The organism is Levilactobacillus brevis (genome assembly GCA_021383565.1).
Classification (GTDB): domain Bacteria; phylum Bacillota; class Bacilli; order Lactobacillales; family Lactobacillaceae; genus Levilactobacillus; species Levilactobacillus brevis_B.
Genome location: CP079699.1, coordinates 811300 through 834183 on the forward strand (window position 1 = coordinate 811300; position 22884 = coordinate 834183).

Sequence of the window (22884 nt, forward strand, 5' to 3'; positions counted from 1 at the left end):
ATTTATCGGTAATCATCCACAAAGGAGGAATTTGTTTGGTAAAAGAACGGAGTCGCACCTACCAGATTGTCAATGAGGTGTTGAATGCCGTGACGCATGGGATCGGGGCCGCGCTAAGCATTGCCGGGCTGGTCATCTTGATTCTACAGGCCCACGGTGAGGGTGGCGCCTTACGGATGACAACTTTTCTAGTCTACGGCATTATTTTGGTGCTCTTCTACTTAGCGTCAACGCTCTTCCATGGCTTGTACTTTACCCGTGCCAGCCACGTCTTTCAAATATTTGATCACTGTGCCATTTATTTGTTGATTGCCGGAACTTATACGCCGTTCAGTTTGTTAGTCGTCGGTGGCAAACTCGGCTGGTGGATGTTTGGTATCATCTGGGCCATGGCCGTAGCCGGCATCGTGTATAAGGCCATCTGGCTGGGCAAACTACAGACCCTGTCGACGGTCATTTACGTGATCATGGGCTGGATGTGTCTGATGGGGATTGGACCACTGTACCGTGGATTGGGTCCAATTGGCTTCACCCTGTTGTTCTTTGGCGGCGTGGCCTTCACGCTGGGCGCCGTCATTTACAGCTTCAAGGGTGTGCCGTTTGGCCACGTCATCTGGCACCTCTTCGTCATGCTGGGGACGGCGCTGATGTACTTCTCGATTCTATTTTACGCTTAATAGGACTGGCCCTCTTACTTCCCATCAACATTGATTGATATTGAGTCTGAAGGTTGAAGGCTAGAAATAGCAAAAACCCTTAGTGTGACAAGGATAACGCCCGCTATAATAGGGTAGTCGGGTTTTGACCGCCTTACCGTTCGCCAAATTTGGTCTGGATCGCGGTGGGAAGGATGTTATGATCCCTTTGGGGTTGTCAAATGAAATAATATAATTCATCTGACAATCAACGGAGGGAATATGACATGTCGAAGATCAAGTATAGTGCCGTGGAGAAGCTGGAGTTGATTAATGAGTTTGAAGCATCAGGTCAAACTAATATTGGCTTTGCCAGAGAACATGGTTTGGCAGACAAGGAGGCGGTCATTCGGTGGCGGGCGTTGTACAAACGAGATGGCTTTGATGGGCTTAAAGAATCTAAAGGTTGTCGCAGATACAGTGAGGTCTTTAAGCTAAGAGTCGTGTATGCTTTTTTGAACGGCGAAGGTTCACAACGAGAAGTAGCAATGAAGTATGGTTTGCGCTCAGCTACGCAGGTAAATTACTGGGTTTCCAGGTATAATAGGGACAAAACTGTGACGGCAACCCCGTCTAGAAAGCAGGTCCCAACGATGAGCCGAAAAACTACTCTGGCAGAGCGTATTGAAGTGGTTGAGTACATTACCAAGCAGAACCACTCATATAACGAAGCAGCTGAACATTACAGCGTCTCCTACCAACAAGCCCGTTCGTGGGTGCTTAGAGCTAAGAAAGGTGGTTACAACGCCTTAGAGGATCGACGCGGACACCGTAAGCCACAACGAGAATTAACCGACTTAGATAAGGCCAATTTGCGGATTAAGCAACTAGAAGGTCAAGTCGCCGACATGGAATTACTGAAAGAATTCGTAAAAAAATTTCAAGAAATTCAGCACAAGGGGTGAATCAGCAACATCGACTGGCATATCAGGCAATCAGTGAGGTCAGTCAAGGAAAGCGAGGCGCCATTAAGACATTATTGACGCATATCGGAGTTAGTCGGCAAGCTTATAACAAGTCTTTTCATCGGCAAGAAACGCCGTGGGAGACTCAAGAGCGGCTTCTAGAAAAGCGAATCACTTATTGGTTCAATCAACATCATCAAGCAATCGGAGCTGGCAAGATCTTGTCCAATCTACAGCATGATGAACAGGTGACGTTTAAGGTAACAATCAAGCGTGTTAAACGAATTATGCGTAACTTGAATATCAAGTGTCAGATTCGGGTTAAGAAGCGCCAACGTATCAAGGAACAGGAACAATACATTCAGGACAATGTTTTGAATCGTAACTTTAAAGTCGCCGGTCCCAACCAGGTTTGGCTTGCGGATTCGACTGAGTTGTCTTACGGACCAAAGGGTCAATTCAAAATCCGACTGAGTGGTGTTTTAGATCTATGCGGCCGGAGACTGATCGCCTCATTTTTGAGCACTACAGAAACAGCTGTGGCAGAGATCCAGGTTTTTAAACAGGCTTTTGAACAGGCTGGCGATGTACACCCACTGATCCATACGGACCGTGGAGCTGCTTACACCGCTAAAGCTTTCAATAACTTTCTGTCAGAACATAAAGTGATGCGCAGTATGTCCCGACCAGGAACACCTTACGACAACGCGCCAATGGAGCGTTGGTGGAATGAATTTAAAGCGCATTGGATGGAACGTCATCCAATGCCAAAAACGTATCGAGAGTTTGTGGAGCTGGTAAACGAAGGCATCCACTACTTTAATTACTTGGATCGTTCCCCAGAAAGAAACGGCCTCACCCCAGTAGAATACTGGAATGAAGCCGCTTAGAGTAAATATCCATTTTATATTATTTCGAATGACAACTTGACAGGGACTAGTACAGGACGGGCCAAGCCGAAGAGCGGTCTTGTCCCTCGCTTTAAGCCGATAATTCACGTCTCAAAGACGCCATTTTCCAAGCAGACCCCTTGGAAAATCCCACGGCTGAGACCAAATTTGACTCACTCACGGCTACATGAAGGATATCCAATTAAGCCGGCCGAACGTTGCCACGCCAACGATGTCACTGCAAATTCAGTGGCTTTCATCCATCGTAACTGAAGGCAACCAGAGATGGAGGTAGCCGTGACAGCGGTGTAAGCTGACGTCTTTGGGTCAGCTTACAGCGCGGGACGTGTTTGCAAACTTTCAACCTTCAGTAATGAGTCTAAAACTACCGCCAATCATCAAAATTTCGATGATTGGCGGTAGTTTTTTCAATCACGTTTTAACGCCGTTGATACTGTTCAAAATGGTAGTCGTAAGGGTTCTGCCCATTGCGAATTCCCGGTTGGGTCGCAATCAACTGGAATTTCTCGTAATCAATCGCCGGCATCCAAGTATCCCCGGTGAAGTTGGCGTCAATCACCGTGCGATACAGGAAGTCCACGTCGTCTTGTAGACCAACGAAGAGCTGAGCGCCACCAACCACGAAGAGCTTCTCGTCCTGATGTGCGGCAGCGTATTGCCGCACAGCGTCCAAGCTATTGAGAACGATGACGTTATCGGGAAAGTCGGCCGCGTCTTGGTGGGTCACCACGATATTTTGCCGATTCGGCAACGGCCGCTTGAACGATCGATACGTCCGGGCCCCCGCAATCACCGTATTGCCAGTCGTCATTGTCTTAAAGAAGTGCATATCGGCTGGGAGATGCCATGGTAATTGACCGTTTTCGCCAATCACACCGTTGTGCCCTTCCGCCCAAAGAAATATTAACACGGTAATCCCTCCAATTCAGTTAAACCGCAACAGGCGCCTTGATGGCGGGCGCTGGGTCGTAACCTGTGACTTTGATGTCGGTCATGTTATAGTCAAAGATGCTCGATTTATCTGGATTCAGCCACAATTTCGGCGCGTCGTTTGGCGTCCGGGCCAGCTGGGTCTTCACTTGTTCAATGTGGTTACTGTAGATGTGAGCGTCGCCGAGCGTATGCACGAAGTCACCGACCTCCAGGCCCACTTCTTTAGCAATCAGCGACGTTAACAGGGCGTAGCTGGCAATGTTAAACGGTACACCGAGGAAGATGTCACCGCTCCGTTGATAAAGCTGACAACTGAGCTTCCCGTCGTTGACGTAGAACTGGAAGAGTGTGTGGCATGGTGGTAGCGCCATGGACGGTACATCGGCGGGATTCCAGGCGGAAACAATCATCCGCCGTGAATCCGGATGCGTTCGGAGTGTGTCAATCACATTGGCAATTTGGTCAATCGTCTCGCCGTTTTTCCCTTGCCAAGCCCGCCACTGACTACCGTAGACCAAGCCTAGGTCGCCGTAGTGGTCGCCAAAGGATTGATCGTTTAGAATTCGCTCGTCAAAGGCCTTCTTCTCGGCTTGATACTGCTGATTGAAGTCGGCGTCTACCAAGGAGCGACGGCCAAAGTCGGTCATATCGGGGCCGTGATAGTCTGGACTCTCGATGAATCGCTGAAAGGCCCACTCGTCCCAGATGTGATTGTGGTGTTGTAGCAAAAAGCGAATATTCGTGTCTCCCCGTAGGAACCACAATAGCTCCGACTTAATCAGACCAAAGGGGACTTTCTTCGTGGTTAATAATGGGAAGCCCTCTTGGAGATTAAAGCGCATTTGATAGCCAAATAAACTCAACGTTCCCGTCCCGGTCCGGTCAGATTTCTGATGACCTTCCGTTAAAACCTTTCGGGCTAAATCCAAGTAAGCGTCTTCTAACATTCAGGTCGTCTCCTATTCAGCGTATTCGCTGAGATATTCCCAGCGCGTCATTTTTTCATCGAGTTGCTTATCCAGGTCATCCAATTGGGCCTGTAAGTCGGCCAGCTTGTCGTAGTTAGCCCCGTTGGCGTTCATTGCGTCTTGGACCTGCGACTTCTGGTCTTCCAGGCCGTCAATGACGCCTTCGATGCCCTCCCATTCCTTCTGTTCGGCATAGGTCAGTTTGACCTTCTTCTTGGGCTTAGCGGGTTCACTTGCGGCCGGCTTCGTTGCCTTTTCCTTGGCTGGCTTAGCCTTGCTCTGCTTCTGTGCGGCGGCTAAATAAGCACTGAAACGACCGGAGTACCGTTCGATTTTTCCGTCGCCATCGAAAATCAACAGGCGATCGGCGACCTTATCCAGGAAGTACCGGTCATGGGAAACCGTAATGACGGTGCCGGCAAATTGGGAAATGTAGTCTTCCAGAACGGTCAGCGTACTAATGTCCAAGTCGTTGGTTGGTTCGTCCAGCAGCAAGACGTTTGGCTGTTCCATCAGTAGCTTCAACAGGTAGAGCCGCCGCTTCTCCCCACCGGAGAGCTTGCGAATCAGCGTCCCGTGCATGAACCGTGGGAACAGGAATTGTTCGAGCAACTCGGTAACACTGACGGAGTTGCCGGCCTTGTCAGTCACGTTCTGACCGACTTCAGACAGGTAGTTAATCATCCGTTTGTCGTCGGGAATTGGTTCGATCTGCTGGGTGTAGTAGGCCATCTTCACGGTTTCCCCGATGGTAACGATACCGGAATCCAAAGGTAACCGCTGGGCAATCACGTTGAGCAGGCTGGATTTACCGGCCCCATTCTCACCGCTAATCCCGATGCGCTCGCCGCCTTGAATCAGATCGCTAAAGTCCTTGAGAATGGTGTGTCCGCCTAGTGAAAGGTTGGCGTCCTTAAGCTCAATCACCTTCTTACCCAAGCGTTGTTGGCCCAGCGAGATGGACACGTTACTTTGAACCTGCCGCGTGCCAACGTTGCTGGCCAGATCGTTGAACCGGTTAATCCGGGCCTGTTGTTTGGTGGAACGGGCTTTGGCCCCGGCCTTCATCCAAGCCAATTCCTTCTTGTAGAGTTGTTGTTGCTTCTGATCGGCCTCAGCCTCCTGGGTGACACGTTCGGCTTTTTCCTGAACGTAGGCTTGGTAGTTTCCCGGATACTGGTAGAGCTTCCCGAAGTCGAGTTCCCAAATCTGATTGGCCACTTGGTCCAAGAAGTACCGGTCATGGGTAACGACGAGTAGGGCTCCCTTGTAAGACGCCAAGTATTGCTGTAACCACGCGATGGAATCAAAATCCAAGTGGTTGGTCGGTTCGTCCAGCAAAAGTAGATCAGGCGATTGAATCAGCACTTGGGCCAACCCGACCCGCTTGATTTGCCCCCCAGACATCGTCTTGATTGATTGGGACAGATCCGTAATCTTCAGCTGGGTCAAGATGGTTTTGACATCGCTCTCGGCCGTCCAGGCTTCCTCTTCGTTCATCTGGGCTTCGGCGTCCAGATAACGTTGCTGAGCCTTGGCGTCTTCCGGATGCGCGCCGTAAGTCGCCAGAGCGGCTTCGTACCGTCGAATCGTCGCAAAGACCGGCTGATCGCCGGAGAAAACGGCGTCCATGACCGTCAAATTTTCGTCCAAATCCGGCTTCTGCGTCAGATAACCAATGGTATAGTCCTTGGGCGTTGACAGCTCACCGGATTGTTCGTTGCTAACACCAGCCAGCGTATCCAATAAGGATGTCTTCCCACTGCCGTTAACTCCAATTAAACCAATTCGGTCGTGTTCGTTAATAATAAAGTTTAAATTATCAAATAGTGTTTTTTCACCGTAAGTTCGGTGTAAATTTTCTGCGCGTAAAGTTTGCATAGTCTCTTCACTCTCTTAATTTAAGATTCTTAAGCCGTTGCTCGGGCCACCAAGGCCGCGCGATCGTTGACCACGACACCGGTGACGACTTGATATTCCAGATCACCTAAGATCGCACCCAGTTGCGGTCCGGGTTGAATCCCCGCCTGCATGAGGTCTCTTCCCGTGACGGCGAGTTCCTTCTTGTGCTGAATCGGTAGAGCCGCTAGCCGCTGTGTCAGGGTTGCCTGTCGGTCAGGAGCGCCGAGAATCACTGCGACCTCGTTGGCCGGCGCAATCAGGTCTTGACCGCACTGATAGAGCTGCCAAGCATTCAGGTCACCCTGAAGGAGCAGTTCGGCGGTTCGACTAGCCACTTGGACGGCCGCTGCGGTCTGGTTGGCCGTCTTCCAGTGCTTCATAAATGGCGTAACCGCGGTCGTCTTTAGACCAAACGCCGTGACCAGTAATGTCCACGCCGCGACTTCTGTAGTGACCCCGTGTGTGAGCCGGTTAGCCAGTAGCTGTAAGGCTTGCTTGTGAGCCGCGAAGTCGGGACAATACTGCCACAGCCCCGTTTCCAGCATATCCGTCAACCCGCGTTGTGGCGTCTTGCCCGTCAGAAGCTTGAGGAGTTCCACCTGTGTGCGTTCGACGGCAATCTTGTCCAGCAGTTGAGCATGATCGGTAATGGCAGCCAATGTATCGGGAACGATGGTGAAGTCGAGTTGACTGGCAAATCGAACGGCACGCATCATCCGCAGTGCGTCCTCGTGGAATCGTTCCTGCGCGTCGCCCACGGCCCGAATCTGCTTATTTTGCATATCGGTCAACCCATCAAACAGGTCGATGACCTCACCGTTTTCCCGCATCGCCAGCGCGTTGATAGTGAAGTCACGGCGTTTCAAATCCTCGGCCAGCGACCGAACGAATGTGACGTGGTCCGGCCGTCGAAAATCGGTATAGGTGGATTCCGACCGAAACGTTGTCGTCTCGTAGCCCGTACCGTGATCGAGAATCATAACGGTTCCGTGTTCAATCCCGGTATCTACCGTTCGTTTAAACAGGCCCTTAATCTCATCGGGATAGGCGCTCGTCGCGATATCAACGTCGTGAATTGCCTTGCCAAGGATGGTATCCCGCACGCTGCCGCCGACAAAGTACGCCTCATAACCGGCCTGCTCAATGGTCTGAAGGACCGGCCGGGCGAGCTCAAATTCTTGTGGTAAGTGTTCCAACTTCATGGTTTATGTCACCTTTCGCCGGCTATAATAGCCAAATGTCCGCACGATTTTTCATCGTGAACCTCTATATGCCAGTCTAACAGATTCAACCGGATAATTGAATTCAAAGTGCCCTCACTCCGGCAGTTTCTCGCCTGCTAACGCTTGCACTGTGCTATGATGGAAAAGTAAAATTTATTTTGGTTAGGAGGAAACGTCATGTCTCAAGCAAAGGACGAATCCATCCGGCTGATTGACCTGTTAATGATTGGGATTGGGTGTGCGACCATGGCTTTTAGTCTGGTCTTCTTTAATATTGCCAATCACCTAGCGGACGGTGGTATCTCGGGGATTACCCTGATTATCCGGGCCCTCTTCCATCTTGATCCGGCCTATTCAACCATTTTGATTAACGCCCCCTTGCTCTTAATCGGGTATCGCTTCTTGGGGCGACAGTCCCTGATCTATACGATTTATGGGACGGCCATGTTGGCCCTGTTCCTGTGGATCTGGCAACGGGTGCCCTTTGCCATCGATCTCCACAAGGATCTGCTGCTAGCCTCGTTGGCGGCCGGCCTGACCGGGGGCTTAGGGTCCGGGTTACTCTACCGGTACGGTGGGACGACTGGGGGAACCGACATTGTGGCCCGCATCATGGAACGGTTCTATGGTGTACCGATGGGGCAAACCTTGCTGTGGCTAGACGTGGTCATTCTCTTGATCTCCCTGGTCTACATCGATATTCCCCACATGGCCTACACGTTAATCTACTCCTACGTCTTCGCCCGACTGGTGAATTTCACCCAGGAAGGCGCATACGCGGCGCGGGGAATCATCGTGGTCTCGGATCACTATCAAGAGATTACGGATAGTATCATGGATGAGCTTCAGCGCGGGGTTAGCCTGATTAACGGTGAAGGTGGCTTCTCCCACCAGCCCCGGCAAATGATTTACGTGGTCGTGGCGCCTAGCGAGCTACACCGTCTTCATCAGATTATTTCGCGACATGATCCCAGAGCCTTTGTCTCGGTGATTAATGTCAACGAGGCGCTGGGGGAAGGTTTTTCGTTTGCGCGACCGAAGAAGAGCTTTTTCAGCAAGTTTAAGCCCTAGTTCGGGGTTGGCAACCGCGGTTTTTGCGGTTGCTTTTTTTGTGAGGCATAAGTTAAAGTAATTATTGTGTGCTAACTTCATTAAAAAAGAATGATTCCCACGAACCATTCTTTCAGCATTACTGCTTAAAACTCTTGGTAGCCTTCCAGCATCAACGCCATTTCTTCATCGTCCGGCACGACCTTCAAGTACGCCGTTAACAACTTAACCACTTGATCGGTCGCCCCTTCTTCACGGTAGAAGTAGATGGCTGGCTTCAGGAAGTCGGGCTGATCCATGAAGAATGGTGCGGCGGCATCGTAGTATTTCCGTGCGGCCGCAAAGTCCTCTTGGTGCGCGGCCGTGACTGCCAGGTTCCAGTACAGCTGCGGATCGGCGTCCTCGGCCTTCACGTACGGTTTAGCCAGCGCCGTGTTCTCGTCCCAACGTTCCTGCTTGACGTAGAGATTACTCAACTGAATCACGGCGGCAATGTCGTCGCTATCGAGTTCGTGGCCCTTCTTCAGATACTTCTCGGCCAAGGCCTCGTCGTCAAGCTTAGTGGCGACGTGCGCGGCTTGAAGCCAGAGCTTCTCATTGTATTGATCCACGCCTAGCCCTTCCTGCAGCGCCGTTAACGCCTCAGGCAGGCGATTCTCCTGCTCTAACGCCTGACCCAGGTACGGGTACAGTGAGGTGTAGTGCGCATCGCTGTCCTTCAGCTCATTGAAGAGCTTAATGGCCTCGGTCCGTTCCTTGAGTTGTAGATAGGTAAAGGCCGTCTCAAACTTCACGTCGGGCGTCATATCGCCCGTGTGAATCTGTTTCAGATAGCCAATCGCTTGTTCGAAGCGACCGGCGTTGGCGTAGGCCACACCGAGCCGTTCCACCAGATTAACCCTGGAGAGTTCCGTAGTACCGGCCGTAATCAGGTCTAAATACAGCGGAATGGCCTTTCTGAACTCACGCATGGTGAAGTACAGCTCCGCCAAGGCAAACGTGATGACGGGCTCGTCAGGGGCTAATTTCTTCGCCGTCAATAACTTCTGTTCACTGACTTCGAAGAGTTCTTGGGTCTGGTAGAGATCCGCCGCCACCATCAAGGCTTCAACGTAAGCCGGGGAGTCCGGACTGACCTGATTCAGGTAGTCCAAGGCCTCATCGTTCTTGTCTTCATCGATCGCGATGTCCGCCAGGTTCGTCCGTAACTCGTCTTCGTCCGGATACTTCTTCAGGAGCTTCTCGTAGATTCGGCGTGACTGATTCAGGAATCCTAACGAATAGAGCTCCTCGCCCAGGCTAAACAGCGTGTCATCATCGTCGTGACGCAACGCCAGGGCATACTGCTTCTTAAAGTCCTCGAGTTGCCCTTTTTCCAACTCATCAAGTGCTGTTTGTGCGTAACTCATAACCCGCCTCCATTAGTCTCGTTTTACCATGTTACCGGACAGTTCGCCCGCTCAATCTTCAAATCATCAGTCGTAAAAAGCAACATTTACCATTATACGCAATCCGATCAAACATGGAAACTATCAGCACTCGGCCCCGCAAAAATTAGGCGAATAAAAAACCAGTTCGACAGTCGCCGACCTGGCCCTTTACCTATTAAATAATTAATTGTAATTACTTAACAGCATCCTTTAAAGCTTTACCTGGCTTGAATGCAGGTACTTTGCTTGCTGGGATTTGGATTTCTTGTCCAGTTTGTGGGTTACGGCCCTTACGAGCTGCACGTTCACGTACTTCAAAGTTACCAAAGCCGATCAATTGAACCTTTTCGCCTTTTGCTAACGTTGCTTGGACAGAATCGAATACTGCATCGACTGCAGCAGTTGCGTCCTTTTTAGTTAAACCAGTTGCAGTTGCAACGTCGCTAACCAATTGTGCTTTGTTTGCCATGTTTGAATTCACCTCCTGCAATGAAGATTAGATGAATGCCATCTAGTAATCATTTTTGAGTGGTCCAAAAATGATGAAACAAATACGGTCAACCGCATCATTTCTTAATCAAAGATAGCACAGGAAGCCTTATATGACAAGGGATAACGCCATTTTTTAGCAATTATCCCGGAATTTTACGAATTTTGGTCGAAAATCGGTCAAAATCGGCCTTAGAGTAGGTCTAACGCCACTTTTTTCCTACTTCCGCGCCCGTTCGATCAGGTGGATCGGTGTACCCTCGAAATCGAAGTGTTCTCGGATCTGATTTTCCAAGAATCGCTCGTAGGAGAAGTGCATCATCTTCGGGTCGTTGACGAAGACCACGAAGGTTGGTGGGGCCACAGCAACCTGGGTCGCGTAGTACACCCGTAGCCGCTTACCGTTGTCAGACGGTGTCGGGTTCAGGGCGATGGCATCCATGACCACGTCGTTCAATGTGGCAGACTGGACCCGCTTGTTATGGTTCTCGGAGACCCGCTTGATCATGGCTGGTAACTGTTCCAGGCGTTGCCCCGTCTTGGCCGAAACAAAGATGATCGGCGCGTAACTCAGGTATTGGAACTCCAAGCGAATCAGGTTCTGGAAGTCCGTCAGCGTGTGGTTGTCCTTCTTCAGGGTATCCCACTTGTTGACCAGGATAATAATCCCACGGCCCGCCTCGTGGGCGTAACCGGCAACTCGTTTATCCTGCTCCCGAATGCCTTCTTCGGCGTTCATGACCATCAAGACGACGTCGGAATTGTCAATGGCCCGCATGGCCCGCATCACACTGTATTTCTCAGTGTTTTCGTAGACCTTGACCCGCTTACGAATCCCGGCAGTGTCGACCATGGTAAACTTGGTGTCATCGGCCGTAAACTTAGTATCGATGGCGTCTCGCGTGGTACCGGCAACGTCGGAAACAATCACCCGGTCTTCACCAAGAATGGCATTCACCAACGAAGATTTGCCGACGTTCGGCCGGCCAATTAGGCTAAAGCGAATCGAATCATCCTTTGGAGCACCGGTATCGTCTGGAAATTCCTTGACGACGGCATCTAACAGATCTCCTAAGCCTAACCCGTGGGCCCCAGAAACGGGGTACGGGTCGCCCAAGCCCAGTGAGTAGAAGTCATAGATGGATTCCCGAACTTCGGGGTTATCCGCCTTATTGACCGCCAATAAGACTGGCTTATTGGCCCGATACAAGATCTTCGCGACATTCTCGTCGGCGTCGGTCACCCCTTCAGGTGCGCTGGTGATAAAGACAATCACGTCGGCTTCTTCAATGGCGATCTCCGCCTGTTGGGTAATTTGCGTGATGAACGGTTCATCACTGAGGTCAATTCCCCCAGTATCAATCATTCGAAATTCGGTTCCTAGCCATTCAGCCCGCGTGTAAATGCGATCACGCGTAACCCCCGGCGTATCTTCAACGATTGAGATTCGTTCACCGGCGATCCGGTTGAACAGGGTCGATTTCCCGACATTGGGACGACCCACGATAGCGACTACTGGATAAGCCACGACAAATCCCTCCTTTTTTTAAATCATTCATTTAATCTTTCAGTTGGCCGCTGAATGCGGCCCTAGTGGCCGTGCCACCAACAAGTATCTTAGTCTACACGACAATGGCTGGTCTGTCAAAGCCCGCCACCTCGGGCCAGCATCACTTATAGGCCGTGGTTTGACAACAAAAGGGTTTGGTGCGAAACCAACAAAGTTCCGCGCCAAACCCTTCTTCAACCAAACATGTTAGTTGTTTTCGTTGTCTTCCATATCCTTCTTCAGGCTATCACCAATCAGATCGCCTAAAGAGAATCCAGTGCTTTCTTCTGGGGCGTTAGCCGTTGAAGTTTCAGCAGAGTTCCGGTTGTTACGACGACGGTTGTTGTTACCACCGTTGTTGTTCCGGCTCCGGTTGTTGTTGCTGTGGTTTTCGGAAGCTTCGTCACCAGATTGTGGCTTTTCTTCCAAAGCCTTGATGGACAGTGCCAAACGGTGATCGTTTGGACGAACATCTAAGACCTTAACCTTGATTTCTTGACCAACCTTCAGCACGTCAGCAGGCGTTGCGATGTGTTGGTGAGAAATTTGAGAAATGTGAACCAAGCCTTCAACGCCAGGGAACACTTCAACGAAGGCCCCAAAGCTCGTCAAACGCTTAACAGTACCATCTAAGACGCTACCTTGTGGGGCTTTGTCTTCGATACCATCCCAAGGTTCTGGCAAGGTTTGCTTGATGGAAAGGGAAATCCGGTCACGGTCTGGATCAACAGATAAGACCTTAACCTTAACTTCTTGGCCCACCTTCAAGACATCGCTAGGCTTTTCAACCCGTTCAAAGGCGATTTCTGAGACGTGAACTAATCCATCAACGCCACCAAGGTCAACGAATGCACCGAAGTTGGTCAAACGTGCAACCTTACCTTCGACAATGTCGCCAGCGGTCAACTTAGCCATGATTTCAGCCTTTTGAGCTGCCCGTTCCTTCTCAACGATTGCACGGTGAGATAAGATCAGACGGTTTTCGCTGGGTTCGATTTCGACAATCTTGAATTCCAGAGTTTGACCCTTGAATTGAGATAAGTCTTCAACGAAGTGGTCAGATACCATGGATGCAGGAACGAATCCACGCACACCGGCATCAACAACTAAACCACCCTTAACCACTTGGGTAACAGGGGCAGTCAACGTGTGACCTGCTTCGAATTCCTTTTGGATGTCGTCCCAAACCTTACGGGCTTCCAAACGACGTTGTGACAGTAAGTAACTGCCGCCTTCCTTGTCAGTACCAATACGAGAAATTACGACGAGGTCTAAAACGTCCCCGACTTTAATTACAGAATTAATATCATCAACTGGCTTCGTGGAAAGTTCCTTCTTTGGAACAACCCCTTCAATCCCAGTGTCCGCAATACCGACGATTGCTTGTTGGTCGTCATCGATCGTTAAGACTTCACCCTTAACGACGTCACCGACTTTAACGTTATCGATGCTGTTTAAAGCATCCAATAGTTCGTTATTTTCATTGTTTTGACTCGTGCCATTTTCACTCATGCGAATTTTTCCTCCTTGCGACAACTCTAAATACCATTTTAGCTGATTATGCTGCTAAAAGCTAGTAAAATGCCCATTTCTATAGGGATTCTTTTTCTTGGATAATTTCAGCGATCCGATCGGCCACTTCTTGGATGGACATTGACGTCGTATCCAGCCGAATAGCGTCCGCCGCCTGGGTCAGTGGCGAGATCTTCCGGGTGGAGTCTTTTCGATCCCGTTCTTCAATCTCGTGCTTCAGCGTCGCCAGTGGCGTCTCAATTCCCTTGGCGGCGTTATCCTTTAACCGGCGTTGGGCCCGTTCGTCCACACTAGCGACCAAGAAAATCTTGACCTCGGCGTGCGGCAAAACGGTCGAGCCAATATCGCGTCCATCCATGACGATTCCCCCGGCCTCGGCAATCTGCCGCTGCCGTTCCGTCAGTTCTGCACGCACGGCAGACTGCGCAGAAATCTGGGACACCGCGTTGGTCACGTCGGGCTGACGAATGGCCAGGGTCACCTCGGTATCATCCACGAACACCTTTTGAACGGGTGTCCCCGGTTCGAACCGAATCGTAATCTGATCCAATAATTGTTTCACGGCTGCTTCGTCAGCCAACGCAACGCCTGCTTGAAGCACCTTCCAGGTAATTGCCCGATACATCGCACCCGTATCACAATATATGTAGTGAAACCGCTGGGCAACAATCTTAGAGACCGTACTCTTGCCGGCTGAAGCTGGGCCGTCAATGGCGACCTGCAAACCTTGTTTTTCCATGCAAACCAAACTCCCTATTTAATTAATTAACCGTTACTTAACTCGTAACTTCTGTCCAGGATGTAATGAAGCCCCTGAAGAAAGCCCGTTGAGTTGAAGCAACTTATCGACCGAAATACCTGCGTTGGTCGCAACCCGATAGACACCTTGCCCAGATTCAACCGTTGCGTATTTCTGGCCGGCAGTCGAACTCGAACTAGTTGTCGACGTGCTACTGGTGCTACTGCTAGTTGCAGCGGAACTGCTGTGATGCGTGGTAGCCGAAGAACTGCTAGTCGTCTTTGCCGAACTAGCAGTTGTGGTCGCCGTCGTTGATTTTTTGCTACTTGCCGAAGAAGTGGTCTTCTTCGATGATGCTTGACTTGATGATTTATGCGAACTCTTGGCCTTCTTAGAAGACGAGCTGGACGAACTAGCCGCGACCTTCTCCGTATTTTGTGGCCGATTGACCGCACTTTGCCGGGCCAGGCCGTAGACCAACGAGGCCGCCGCAATCACAATGATGATTGCCACCAAAATAACAGTGACCATGGTGTTGCTATGATTTTGTCGCCGCATTTTCGTTCGTGACAGGTTACCCTGATCGTCGCGATCATCGGCAAACGAAGAATCCCATGGATGAGATTCTTGTTCCTTCGACGTTTGATCGTCACGCTTTTGACTCATCATCTAACCTCCCTGAAAAACTTTCAACCGTAATTGTACCATACCAGCACCCTGAATTCTCTAAATTCTTCTTAAAATAACCGCCGTAACCGGGCAACCCAATCTCCCCTTGGAGCAACGGGGGCTGCCTTGGCCGGAGCCAGTAGGCCCAACTCGGCTAAATCAAGGGGCATCCCCGCCGGTGCACAGCAGTGGTCATCGTGTTCGGGACTCTGCTCATCAAAGGCGGCTAGCCAGTTGTGCCGCAAGCAGTGCGGTTCACGGACGTAGGCGAGCATCTGGGCCAGCGCCCGGTTACGCTCTCGCTCACGGCGACTGAATAGCTGAATCACCGCCGCTTCACTGATCCCGTGTCGCCGATAGAAAGCCAACAGCGCAATCGCCGCATCGTCTTCGCTAAAGGCCTGGGGGCGCGCATAGTACCGGTGAATGGTATCGGCTTCCGGACGGTTGGCCTGACCGAGCATTAAGGGGAGCTGCTCATCCCCACTGGCATACAGTAGAATAGCGATACTCGGCAGGCCGTCACGCCCCGCCCGACCAATCTCTTGCGCGTAGCTTTCGAAGTCGGCGGGCAGATGGTAGTGGATAACGTAACGCACGTCGTTCTTGTCGATTCCCATGCCAAACGCGCTGGTCGCACAGATGACATCCAACTGGCCTGCCATGAACTGCTGCTGAATCTTGAAGCGATCCTCGGTATTTAGCCCAGCATGGTACGCCGCCACCCGCATCCCCGTTTGTTGCTGCAAACTTAGTGCCGTATCGGTGGCCTGCTGCTTACTGGAAAAGTAAATCACCCCCGGACCTTGGAGCTGCCCGACCAGCGCCGTCAACCGTTCCTGCTTGGCCGGCTCGTTAGCCACCTGTTCCACATCGAGGTAAATGTTGGGCCGGTCGACAGATTCCGCCACAATCTGCGGCTGACTTCGTAACTGCTTCGCAATCTCCTGTCTGGTCGTACGCCCGGCCGTCGCCGTCAACATCAGCGTTAACGGCTGATTCAACTGGGTACGAATGGCCCCCAACAGCAAGTACTCCGGGCGAAAGTCCGGTCCCCACTGCACGATACAGTGGGCCTCGTCGATCACTAATAGACTCAATCGTAACTGCTTAATCTGAGCGAGCATTTGTGGCTGGGCCAGCATTTCCGGCGACATGAAGAGAAACTGGTAATCGCCCAAATGGCGCTGAATCTCCTGCCGTTCCGCATAGCTGGTCAGCGAATTAATGGCCGCCGCGCGCCGAAAACCCGCCATATGCATGCGATTCACCTGATCATTCATTAACGACAGTAACGGTGAAATAATCAATACACACCCCGGATGGCGGTACCCGTACAGCTGATAAATGAGCGTCTTTCCCGCGCCCGTCGGTAAGACCGCCAACGTATCTTGACCATTCTCCAGCGCCGTTAGCGCCGCCTGCTGTCCCGTGCGGAATTCATGAAAGCCGAAGACCTTCTCCAGACTCGTGGTTAAGGGTTCAAGCATCTACTTCACCTCGTTTATCGGACCAAATGGCATATAGCCGAAAATAAAAGAACGCATAACGCGCCTGCAATGCCTCGGGTAGGGCCGTATATTGCCAGTCATCAATGGGGCCCGTCAACACCGCCGCCAAGTCCTGACGAATCGCTGGCGTAAGAATCCCATCATAAGGAAACTGCTGGAGGGGCAGGAGAATCGCCGCCTCTAACAGGTGCTCACGAGCCGTACTGGTCTTAATCCCCCTGGCCGCCGCAATCTGTTCGAGACTTCGCCCCTGACCAACCGCCGCTAACGTCTGCTGCGCACTGCGCGTCACCGGCGACTGCCACAAGGGTTGGAGAAGACTGGTCAACGGTTGGGCAGTGTCCCGGGCAGCCAGTGCCACCTGCATCAGACCATCGAGCTGCATCAACAGAATCTCCCAGGGGGGGCACTGCCGCTCCTGAGCCAACTGATCAGCCGTTTGCCCGGGCTGCTGATAGCCGGTAAATAACGTCACAACCACCTCGGCGACCGGAGCTGGCAACTGCGCAAGGCTACTTTTGAGTGACGTGAACATTTGTTCGGCCAGGTCTGGTTGCTTCACCCGATAAAACCAGCGTCGGACGGCTTGCCGCGTCTCTAATGTCGTGGTTAAGGGATAGTACCGCTTGGTCGAATGGGCGTACTGACTGACCACCTGCACGGCCAGTAGGAGGCGTTCACGTGCCGCCATCAAGTTTAGCTGGTCCCAAGTGGCCGCCGTCTGGGGGTGATAGTAAGTCGCATCGCGTTGGGCCGTTACCCCAGCTGGTGTCAACCGCACCTGGTCCGGCGTCTCTCCCGTGGTCACGAGTCCTCGCTGCTGTAGCGTCTGGGCCGGGGCATCGAGGGCTCCGCGGGGGAGTTTCTTTGCCAAGCCCACCAGGTACAGGAGGCGATAGCGTTCCCCCCAGTAGAGCGTCGACACGGTCTTTTTCTCCCGTAGGAGGTTCTCAATCACCCGTAACCGGCGAAATTGCCGACCGTCGAGTAACACGAGTAGATCTACCGCTTCCATGGTCATCCCCCTTTCGTTTTGAGTCTGCACCTAGTTTACCATACGAAAAGGGCTGGCAGACCGCCAGCCCTTGCATTTATCAGAATTCGTTATTCATCACCTTATGATAGCGTGTGCTTCTTCAACCAGGGGGCCATCCGCCGATTCAGCAGGATGAACAAGACGCCCAGCACAATTCCCTTGATTAGGTTAAAGGGAATCACCCCAAACAGAATCAGCTGATTAACCGGTAAGCCCAGAGACATCCCCCACACCTTTAGATACAGGGGCGTGATGATCCCCCAATTGGCTAGCGATAGGACCACCGTCAGGCTCAGCGTCCCGACGAGTACCGCGACCACCTGACGTTTGAGGGTCCCCTCGTGTCGGTGCAAGACTGCAGCGATGGGCAAAACGAGTGCGAGGTCGGCGATAAAGGCCGTCAGTACCCCGATAAAGTTCACGATATCCAGCCCCGTGGTGACGAAGTACAGCAGTTCCTTCACCGCTGCCACCGTAATGGCCCCCGCCGGACCGAAGACGCCCAGCCCGACCAGTACCACCAGATCACTAAGGTCGAGCTTCATATACGGGACGATCGGGATGATCGGAACCGAGATAAACATCAACACATAGGAAACGCCGGCAAACAACGCCATCTCGACCATCGCGCGAACGCTAAACCCCTTTTGACTACTTTCCATGACACCAATTCCTCCTTGCGGCCATCCCAGTGACGCGACCCCACGAAAAAAGGCCTCGCCACAGAAGAGCAAGACCTTGGAGTTTACGTCAAAATTAAGCTACGCAAAAAGCAACGTCTCATCTTCTGCATACCAGACTATACTGTCGGTTCCGGAGTTACACCGAATCAACCGCTCACGCGGGTCGCGGACTTTACCGCCGGTCGGGAATTACACCCTGCCCTGAAGATGAACCATATATTTTTAGTACACCCTTAATGTACTAAACGAACCAACGCCTGTCAACCATTTGACTTAGGCCAGACCAGTTAGCCGCCGAAGTTCCTTAACTTCCTCGGGCTTCAGGTGACGCGATTCACCCGGTTGCAGGCCCTTCAACGTCAGGAAGCCGTACTCTTCACGCTTCAATTTCTCCACGGGATACCCCACGGCCGCCAACATCTTCTTGACCTGGTGGTTCTTTCCTTCGTGAATCGTCAGTGAGACAATCGCAATCTTTTTCTTATCGTCGCTACTGAGCAACTTGAACTTTGCTGGCGCGTACTTGACGTCGTCGACCGTGATCCCCTGGCGAAGCTGGCGCATGGCGTCGTTGGTCGGAATCCCCGTGACCCGAGCGACGTAGGTCTTCTCCACGCCATACTTCGGGTGTGTCAGCCGGTTGGCCAGTTCCCCGTCGTTGGTTAAGAGGAGGAGGCCCGAGGTGTCATAGTCCAAGCGCCCGACCGGATAAATCCGTTGTTCCACGTCCTCGATGAGATCCACGACCGTCTGACGGCCCTTATCATCATTAGCCGTCGAGACGACCCCGCGCGGCTTGTACAGTAACATGTAGACGGGCGCTTCACTGGTGATGGGCACCCCGTCAACGAGAATCTTATCGTGGACACCGACCTTGGTTCCGAGCTCCGTGACCACGCTACCGTTGACCTTCACACGACCGCTCATAATTAACTTTTCTGATTGCCGCCGTGAAGCCACGCCATCGTGGGCTAACACTTTTTGTAGTCGTTCCATCTATGCTTCATCTCCTGTTTCTCCTGATTGGTTCAGTTGCTGGTTAAAGGCTTGTAAGAACAAGTCGCCCCCGTCGCCATCGCTCTGTTCGCTCGGATTGGCGGCCGCGGGTAATGGGGGTAAATCCGTCAATTGTTTTAGACCAAAGTAATCTAAGAAGTACGCCGTGGTCCGATAGACCTTAGGCCGACCGGGCTCGTCCAAGCGACCCGCATCCTCGACCAAGCGTCGCAACACGAGCTTTTGGACCGTCGAGGCACTCTGCACCCCTCGAATCTCATCGACCTCGATGCGCGTGATCGGCTGCCGATAGGCGATAATCGCCAATACCTCGAGAGACGCCGGCGATAGGCTCGTACTCAGCGGGTTCTCGAAGTACTGCTTAATCACGTCGCCCACCGCCTCCTTGGTCACCAGACGATAGGTAGTGTCGTTGACCATTAATTCCAAGGCTGAGTCCGGATCACCCGCATACTTCTGGGCCAACCGTTCCAACGACGCCAGAATCGCGGGACGTAGTAGCCCGGTGGCCGCGGCCAGATCCGCCACCGTGATGCCCTCGTCGCCACTCACGAATAATAAACTTTCAATCTGTGCTAGAGGTGACATCTGTGCTGTACCGTCCTTTCAATCGTAAGAAATTCACCTGTAACGGCACCAGCCGACTCACCTGTTTTAACGCGACCTGCCGTTGGCGAGCCAACTCAAGGACCGCTAGAAAAGTCGTCACAATCTCGGCTAAAACCGGGGTCTGGCCAATCAGCTGTTCGAAGCTAAGGGGCCCGTGACTGTGCTCGAGCCGAGTGAGCACTGTGGTCATCTGGTCCTTAATGGTGTAGTGGGCCTGTTGAATGCTCTGAGTGACCGGCTTAGCCACCATGGCCCGATGCACGAGCTTGGCTAGTGCTGCCTGTAAATCCGCCGTCTCAATCCCTGGTGCCACCGTCAAGGCCACCGAATCCGGCACGGCCATGGCTGGTCGCGTAAAGTGTTGCTGCCGTTCCTGGGCGCGGACCTTTAAGACCTGTGCCGCCTGCTTATAGCGTTGGTACTCCAGTAATTGATTGACCAAGTCTTCTCGCGGATCGCCCAAGTCATCATCGTCGCTAGGCTCCAGCGTCTGAGGCTTAGGCAACAACAATTTTGCCTTAATGGCCATCAAATTAGCCGCCATCACGAAGTATTCCCCGGCGATGTCGAGCCGCAGCGTCTGCATCTGATGCAGGTAGTCCAGGTATTGACTGGTAATGGTGGCAATGCGGATATCGTAAATATCCATTTCGTTTGTTTTGATCAAGTGAAGCAATAAATCAAGCGGGCCTTCAAAGTCACTGACCTGAATCAGTGGCTGGCCGCTTGCTGTGGCTTTGTCCATGGTGATACTCCCATTTCGCAATAATCTTAGCCGTGGAGAGGGTCCCCATCAGCCGTTTGGTCGGTAAAGTCTTGGCGAGTTGATCCAACAACTGCCACGTATTTTCCGTTAAATCCTTATCCGGCATGAGTGTCACCAGCTGGACGATCAGGTAATCGCCCTGAACCTGCGTCCCGACCGCTCCGGCGAAGTCATCGTGATCGTCCTTCCACAGATACAGGGTACGCTCATCGCTACTCTGATACCAGGCCAGTTCCCGTTGCAGGCGATCCCAGTCCTTAAAACTCGGCATCAGGCTCAACAGGCCCATGGCAATCTTTTGATAATCACTCCGATATTTCAGTAACATACGCTGCCTCCGTTAAATCGTCTTCATACTCTACCACACTTGCCCCCGCTCTGGCTAGGCCCGCGGGTGGTACCGGTCATAGACCGTGGCCAAGCGTTTCTTCGAGATATGCGTATAAATCTGCGTGGTCGTAATGTCCGCGTGACCCAATAACTCCTGGACTACCCGCAGATCCGCGCCGTTTTCCAAAATGTGTGTGGCAAAGGAGTGCCGCAGTGTATGGGGCGTGACATCCTTTTGAATATCGGCCAACGCCACATAGTGCTTAATCTTTTGCCAAATGGCCTGGCGTGACAACCCACCGCCGTGGGCATTTAAAAACAAATAGGGACTGGTCCGCTGCTTGAGTAGCAGTGGCCGGCTGTGGGCCAAGTATCGTTGAATCCAGTCCGTCGCCACGTCCCCAATAGGAATGATCCGCTCCTTGTCACCCTTACCGAGCGTTTGGATCAGCCCCATCTCCAGGTGAAGGTCCACCAACTTGAGGTGCACCAGTTCACTGACCCGCAGGCCGGTGGCATACATGACCTCCAGAATGGCGCGATCGCGCAGACCGTATTTCGTACGCGTATCCGGTGCGGCCAACAGGCGATCCACCTCAGCCACCGTCATGACGGCGGGTAAATGTTCCGCGTGCTTGGGGGCCGCAATATTGGCCATCGGGTTAACCGTCAATTGGTGGGTCTGCACCAGATACCGATAGAACTTTCGCAGGGCCGAGACCGCGTGGATCACGGAATTACGCGACTTGCCACTCGCCGTCAAAGCACTCAAGTAGTTCATCACGGCCAGTCGATCGACACGCAAGAAGCTGGTCACTTGGTGTTCAGTCAAATACGCCGCAAAGTTGTGTAACTCCTGCGTATAACTCGTCACCGAATTCTTGGCAAGCCCCTGTTCCACGGTTAAATAGTGGGCAAAGTCCACCGTCTGATCAGCCAATGCCGTCATCCGTGTCCCCCCTAGTCCGTCTGTTCTTCCTCGGCGGAAACCAACCAGAGCTGACCATCGTGTTGGGTAATCTTACGGACTTTTAGTAGATGCCCGATTGCCCGTTTGAACTGACCCTTGCTAATGCCGAAGTAGGCCTTGATGGCCGCTGGGGCACTCTTATCGCTAAAGTCCAGATGACCGTCTTCGCTGTGTTCCAGTGCGGCCAGTAACATGGCGGCATCGTCGTCGATGGCCTCGTACGTCCGGGGACGCAACGACAGGTTCAACGTCCCATCGTCGTGAACACCAATGACCCGAGCATGGAGTTCTTCTCCCAAACGTGGTTCCGTTTCCCGTTCAGATGGGTGAATGAAGCCTAACTCATAGTGGTCGGTCATGACCCGTGTTCCCACCAATTTCAACTGATAGGCCCGGGCCACCACGTTGGAGTTCTGCATGATCTTCTTAGCTGGTTGCGCAATCGCCGCGTAAATGTCACCGTCGGCCAGCACACCCCAGAGCCGGTGCTTACTGTCCTCACGCAAGGCAATCAGTAACCGGTCGCCCTGTTGGGGCCAGAGCTCCATCATGTCGGGTAGGTCATCCAAAGACACCACGATGTCCTTGTTGGGGAGTCCAATATCCACAAAGACCCCCAGCGTCCGTTGCGTCCGGACCACTGTCCCAAACCCGTAGTGGTCGACTTGAACCTGTGGCGCGTCCCGTGTAATCTGCATGTCATGATCTTCATTTTCGTAGGCAAAACCCTTGAAGTTAGAGCCCAACTTTAGTGGTTTCTTGATTTCTGATTTATCCAGCCGAAAGGTCGTCCCCGCGACTTGGACGTAATAATCATTTTCGTTTTCATCGGTTACTTTTCCCGCGATGATGCGGCCTAATAGTTCTTCCATAATCTCCTCAATTCTACTGGTTACCCAGTCAACCGTACAAAGTGTCTAACCCTCATTTTACACGGAAACCGACCAACTAGCGAGCTTTAATCTG

23 protein-coding genes and 1 riboswitch are annotated in these 22884 nt (G+C 52.2%); of the genes, 4 read left to right on the forward strand and 19 right to left on the reverse strand.

Features of this window, described 5'->3' with window-relative positions:
- Nucleotides 1-35 precede the first annotated feature (35 nt).
- The 3 genes from KB236_03865 to KB236_03875 all read left to right on the forward strand — a co-directional run bounded on the left by KB236_03865 (nucleotide 36) and on the right by KB236_03875 (nucleotide 2490).
- Nucleotides 36-677, forward strand: a complete 642-nt coding sequence (locus tag KB236_03865; protein ID UIF29879.1) for a hemolysin III family protein — start codon at nucleotides 36-38, stop codon at nucleotides 675-677.
- A gap of 245 nt (nucleotides 678-922) precedes the next feature.
- Entirely contained in the window at nucleotides 923-1600 is a 678-nt protein-coding gene (locus KB236_03870; GenBank protein ID UIF29880.1) for a transposase, read from the forward strand.
- Nucleotides 1597-2490 carry an IS3 family transposase gene (locus KB236_03875; protein UIF29881.1) on the forward strand — a complete coding sequence of 298 codons (894 nt, stop codon included), beginning with the start codon at nucleotides 1597-1599 and terminating at the stop codon, nucleotides 2488-2490. Before KB236_03870 ends, KB236_03875 begins: the two co-directional genes overlap by 4 nt.
- A gap of 439 nt (nucleotides 2491-2929) precedes the next feature.
- On the opposite strand, the gene KB236_03880 is transcribed toward KB236_03875, so the two are convergent.
- The 4 genes from KB236_03880 to KB236_03895 are packed head-to-tail and all read right to left on the reverse strand — an operon-like array spanning nucleotide 2930 to nucleotide 7516.
- Nucleotides 2930-3421, reverse strand: a complete 492-nt coding sequence (locus KB236_03880; protein ID UIF29882.1) for a dihydrofolate reductase — start codon at nucleotides 3419-3421, stop codon at nucleotides 2930-2932.
- Between the two features lie 19 nt (nucleotides 3422-3440).
- Nucleotides 3441-4391, reverse strand: coding sequence for a thymidylate synthase (locus KB236_03885; GenBank protein UIF29883.1), 951 nt, complete (start codon nucleotides 4389-4391; stop codon nucleotides 3441-3443).
- Nucleotides 4392-4403: 12 nt separating this feature from the next.
- Nucleotides 4404-6293 (reverse strand): ABC-F family ATP-binding cassette domain-containing protein, encoded by a 1890-nt coding sequence (locus KB236_03890; GenBank protein UIF29884.1) that lies wholly within the window; start codon nucleotides 6291-6293, stop codon nucleotides 4404-4406.
- A 29-nt stretch (nucleotides 6294-6322) separates the two neighbouring features.
- On the reverse strand, nucleotides 6323-7516 hold the full coding sequence (locus tag KB236_03895) for a CCA tRNA nucleotidyltransferase (protein UIF29885.1): 1194 nt from the start codon (nucleotides 7514-7516) through the stop codon (nucleotides 6323-6325).
- A 198-nt stretch (nucleotides 7517-7714) separates the two neighbouring features.
- On the opposite strand from KB236_03895, the gene KB236_03900 reads away from it, so the two are divergent.
- Nucleotides 7715-8608, forward strand: coding sequence for a YitT family protein (locus KB236_03900; GenBank protein ID UIF29886.1), 894 nt, complete (start codon nucleotides 7715-7717; stop codon nucleotides 8606-8608).
- A 125-nt stretch (nucleotides 8609-8733) separates the two neighbouring features.
- Here KB236_03900 and KB236_03905 read toward each other — a convergent pair whose 3' ends face one another.
- From KB236_03905 to KB236_03975, 15 genes are all read right to left on the reverse strand, one after another.
- Nucleotides 8734-9996, reverse strand: coding sequence for a tetratricopeptide repeat protein (locus tag KB236_03905; GenBank protein UIF29887.1), 1263 nt, complete (start codon nucleotides 9994-9996; stop codon nucleotides 8734-8736).
- Nucleotides 9997-10210: 214 nt separating this feature from the next.
- A complete protein-coding gene (locus KB236_03910; protein UIF29888.1) occupies nucleotides 10211-10486 on the reverse strand; it encodes an HU family DNA-binding protein in 276 nt (91 codons plus the stop codon).
- Nucleotides 10487-10726: 240 nt separating this feature from the next.
- The gene (der, locus tag KB236_03915) at nucleotides 10727-12034 is read right to left on the reverse strand and encodes a ribosome biogenesis GTPase Der (protein ID UIF29889.1); all 1308 of its coding nucleotides are present in this window, start codon (nucleotides 12032-12034) and stop codon (nucleotides 10727-10729) included.
- A gap of 228 nt (nucleotides 12035-12262) precedes the next feature.
- Nucleotides 12263-13567: a 30S ribosomal protein S1 gene (gene rpsA, locus KB236_03920; GenBank protein ID UIF29890.1), complete on the reverse strand. Its 1305-nt coding sequence runs from the start codon at nucleotides 13565-13567 to the stop codon at nucleotides 12263-12265.
- Nucleotides 13568-13646: 79 nt separating this feature from the next.
- Nucleotides 13647-14327: a (d)CMP kinase gene (gene cmk / locus KB236_03925; protein UIF29891.1), complete on the reverse strand. Its 681-nt coding sequence runs from the start codon at nucleotides 14325-14327 to the stop codon at nucleotides 13647-13649.
- A gap of 33 nt (nucleotides 14328-14360) precedes the next feature.
- Nucleotides 14361-14993: a LysM peptidoglycan-binding domain-containing protein gene (locus tag KB236_03930; protein ID UIF30282.1), complete on the reverse strand. Its 633-nt coding sequence runs from the start codon at nucleotides 14991-14993 to the stop codon at nucleotides 14361-14363.
- A 71-nt stretch (nucleotides 14994-15064) separates the two neighbouring features.
- Entirely contained in the window at nucleotides 15065-16486 is a 1422-nt protein-coding gene (locus tag KB236_03935; GenBank protein ID UIF29892.1) for a RecQ family ATP-dependent DNA helicase, read from the reverse strand.
- A complete protein-coding gene (locus KB236_03940) occupies nucleotides 16479-17522 on the reverse strand; it encodes a helix-turn-helix domain-containing protein (GenBank protein ID UIF29893.1) in 1044 nt (347 codons plus the stop codon). Before KB236_03940 ends, KB236_03935 begins: the two co-directional genes overlap by 8 nt.
- Before the next feature lie 101 nt (nucleotides 17523-17623).
- Nucleotides 17624-18205 (reverse strand): ECF transporter S component, encoded by a 582-nt coding sequence (locus KB236_03945; GenBank protein UIF29894.1) that lies wholly within the window; start codon nucleotides 18203-18205, stop codon nucleotides 17624-17626.
- 116 nt (nucleotides 18206-18321) lie between these two features.
- A riboswitch (FMN riboswitch) is annotated at nucleotides 18322-18439 on the reverse strand.
- Nucleotides 18440-18499: 60 nt separating this feature from the next.
- Nucleotides 18500-19222: an rRNA pseudouridine synthase gene (locus KB236_03950; protein UIF29895.1), complete on the reverse strand. Its 723-nt coding sequence runs from the start codon at nucleotides 19220-19222 to the stop codon at nucleotides 18500-18502.
- On the reverse strand, nucleotides 19223-19831 hold the full coding sequence (gene scpB / locus KB236_03955; GenBank protein UIF29896.1) for an SMC-Scp complex subunit ScpB: 609 nt from the start codon (nucleotides 19829-19831) through the stop codon (nucleotides 19223-19225).
- Nucleotides 19809-20597, reverse strand: coding sequence for a segregation/condensation protein A (locus KB236_03960; GenBank protein ID UIF29897.1), 789 nt, complete (start codon nucleotides 20595-20597; stop codon nucleotides 19809-19811). Before KB236_03960 ends, scpB begins: the two co-directional genes overlap by 23 nt.
- Nucleotides 20551-20946, reverse strand: a complete 396-nt coding sequence (locus KB236_03965) for an N-acetyltransferase (protein ID UIF29898.1) — start codon at nucleotides 20944-20946, stop codon at nucleotides 20551-20553. Before KB236_03965 ends, KB236_03960 begins: the two co-directional genes overlap by 47 nt.
- 54 nt (nucleotides 20947-21000) lie before the next feature.
- On the reverse strand, nucleotides 21001-21897 hold the full coding sequence (gene xerD / locus KB236_03970; GenBank protein ID UIF29899.1) for a site-specific tyrosine recombinase XerD: 897 nt from the start codon (nucleotides 21895-21897) through the stop codon (nucleotides 21001-21003).
- Nucleotides 21898-21908: 11 nt separating this feature from the next.
- A complete protein-coding gene (locus KB236_03975) occupies nucleotides 21909-22790 on the reverse strand; it encodes a DNA-binding protein (protein ID UIF29900.1) in 882 nt (293 codons plus the stop codon).
- Nucleotides 22791-22884 lie beyond the last annotated feature (94 nt).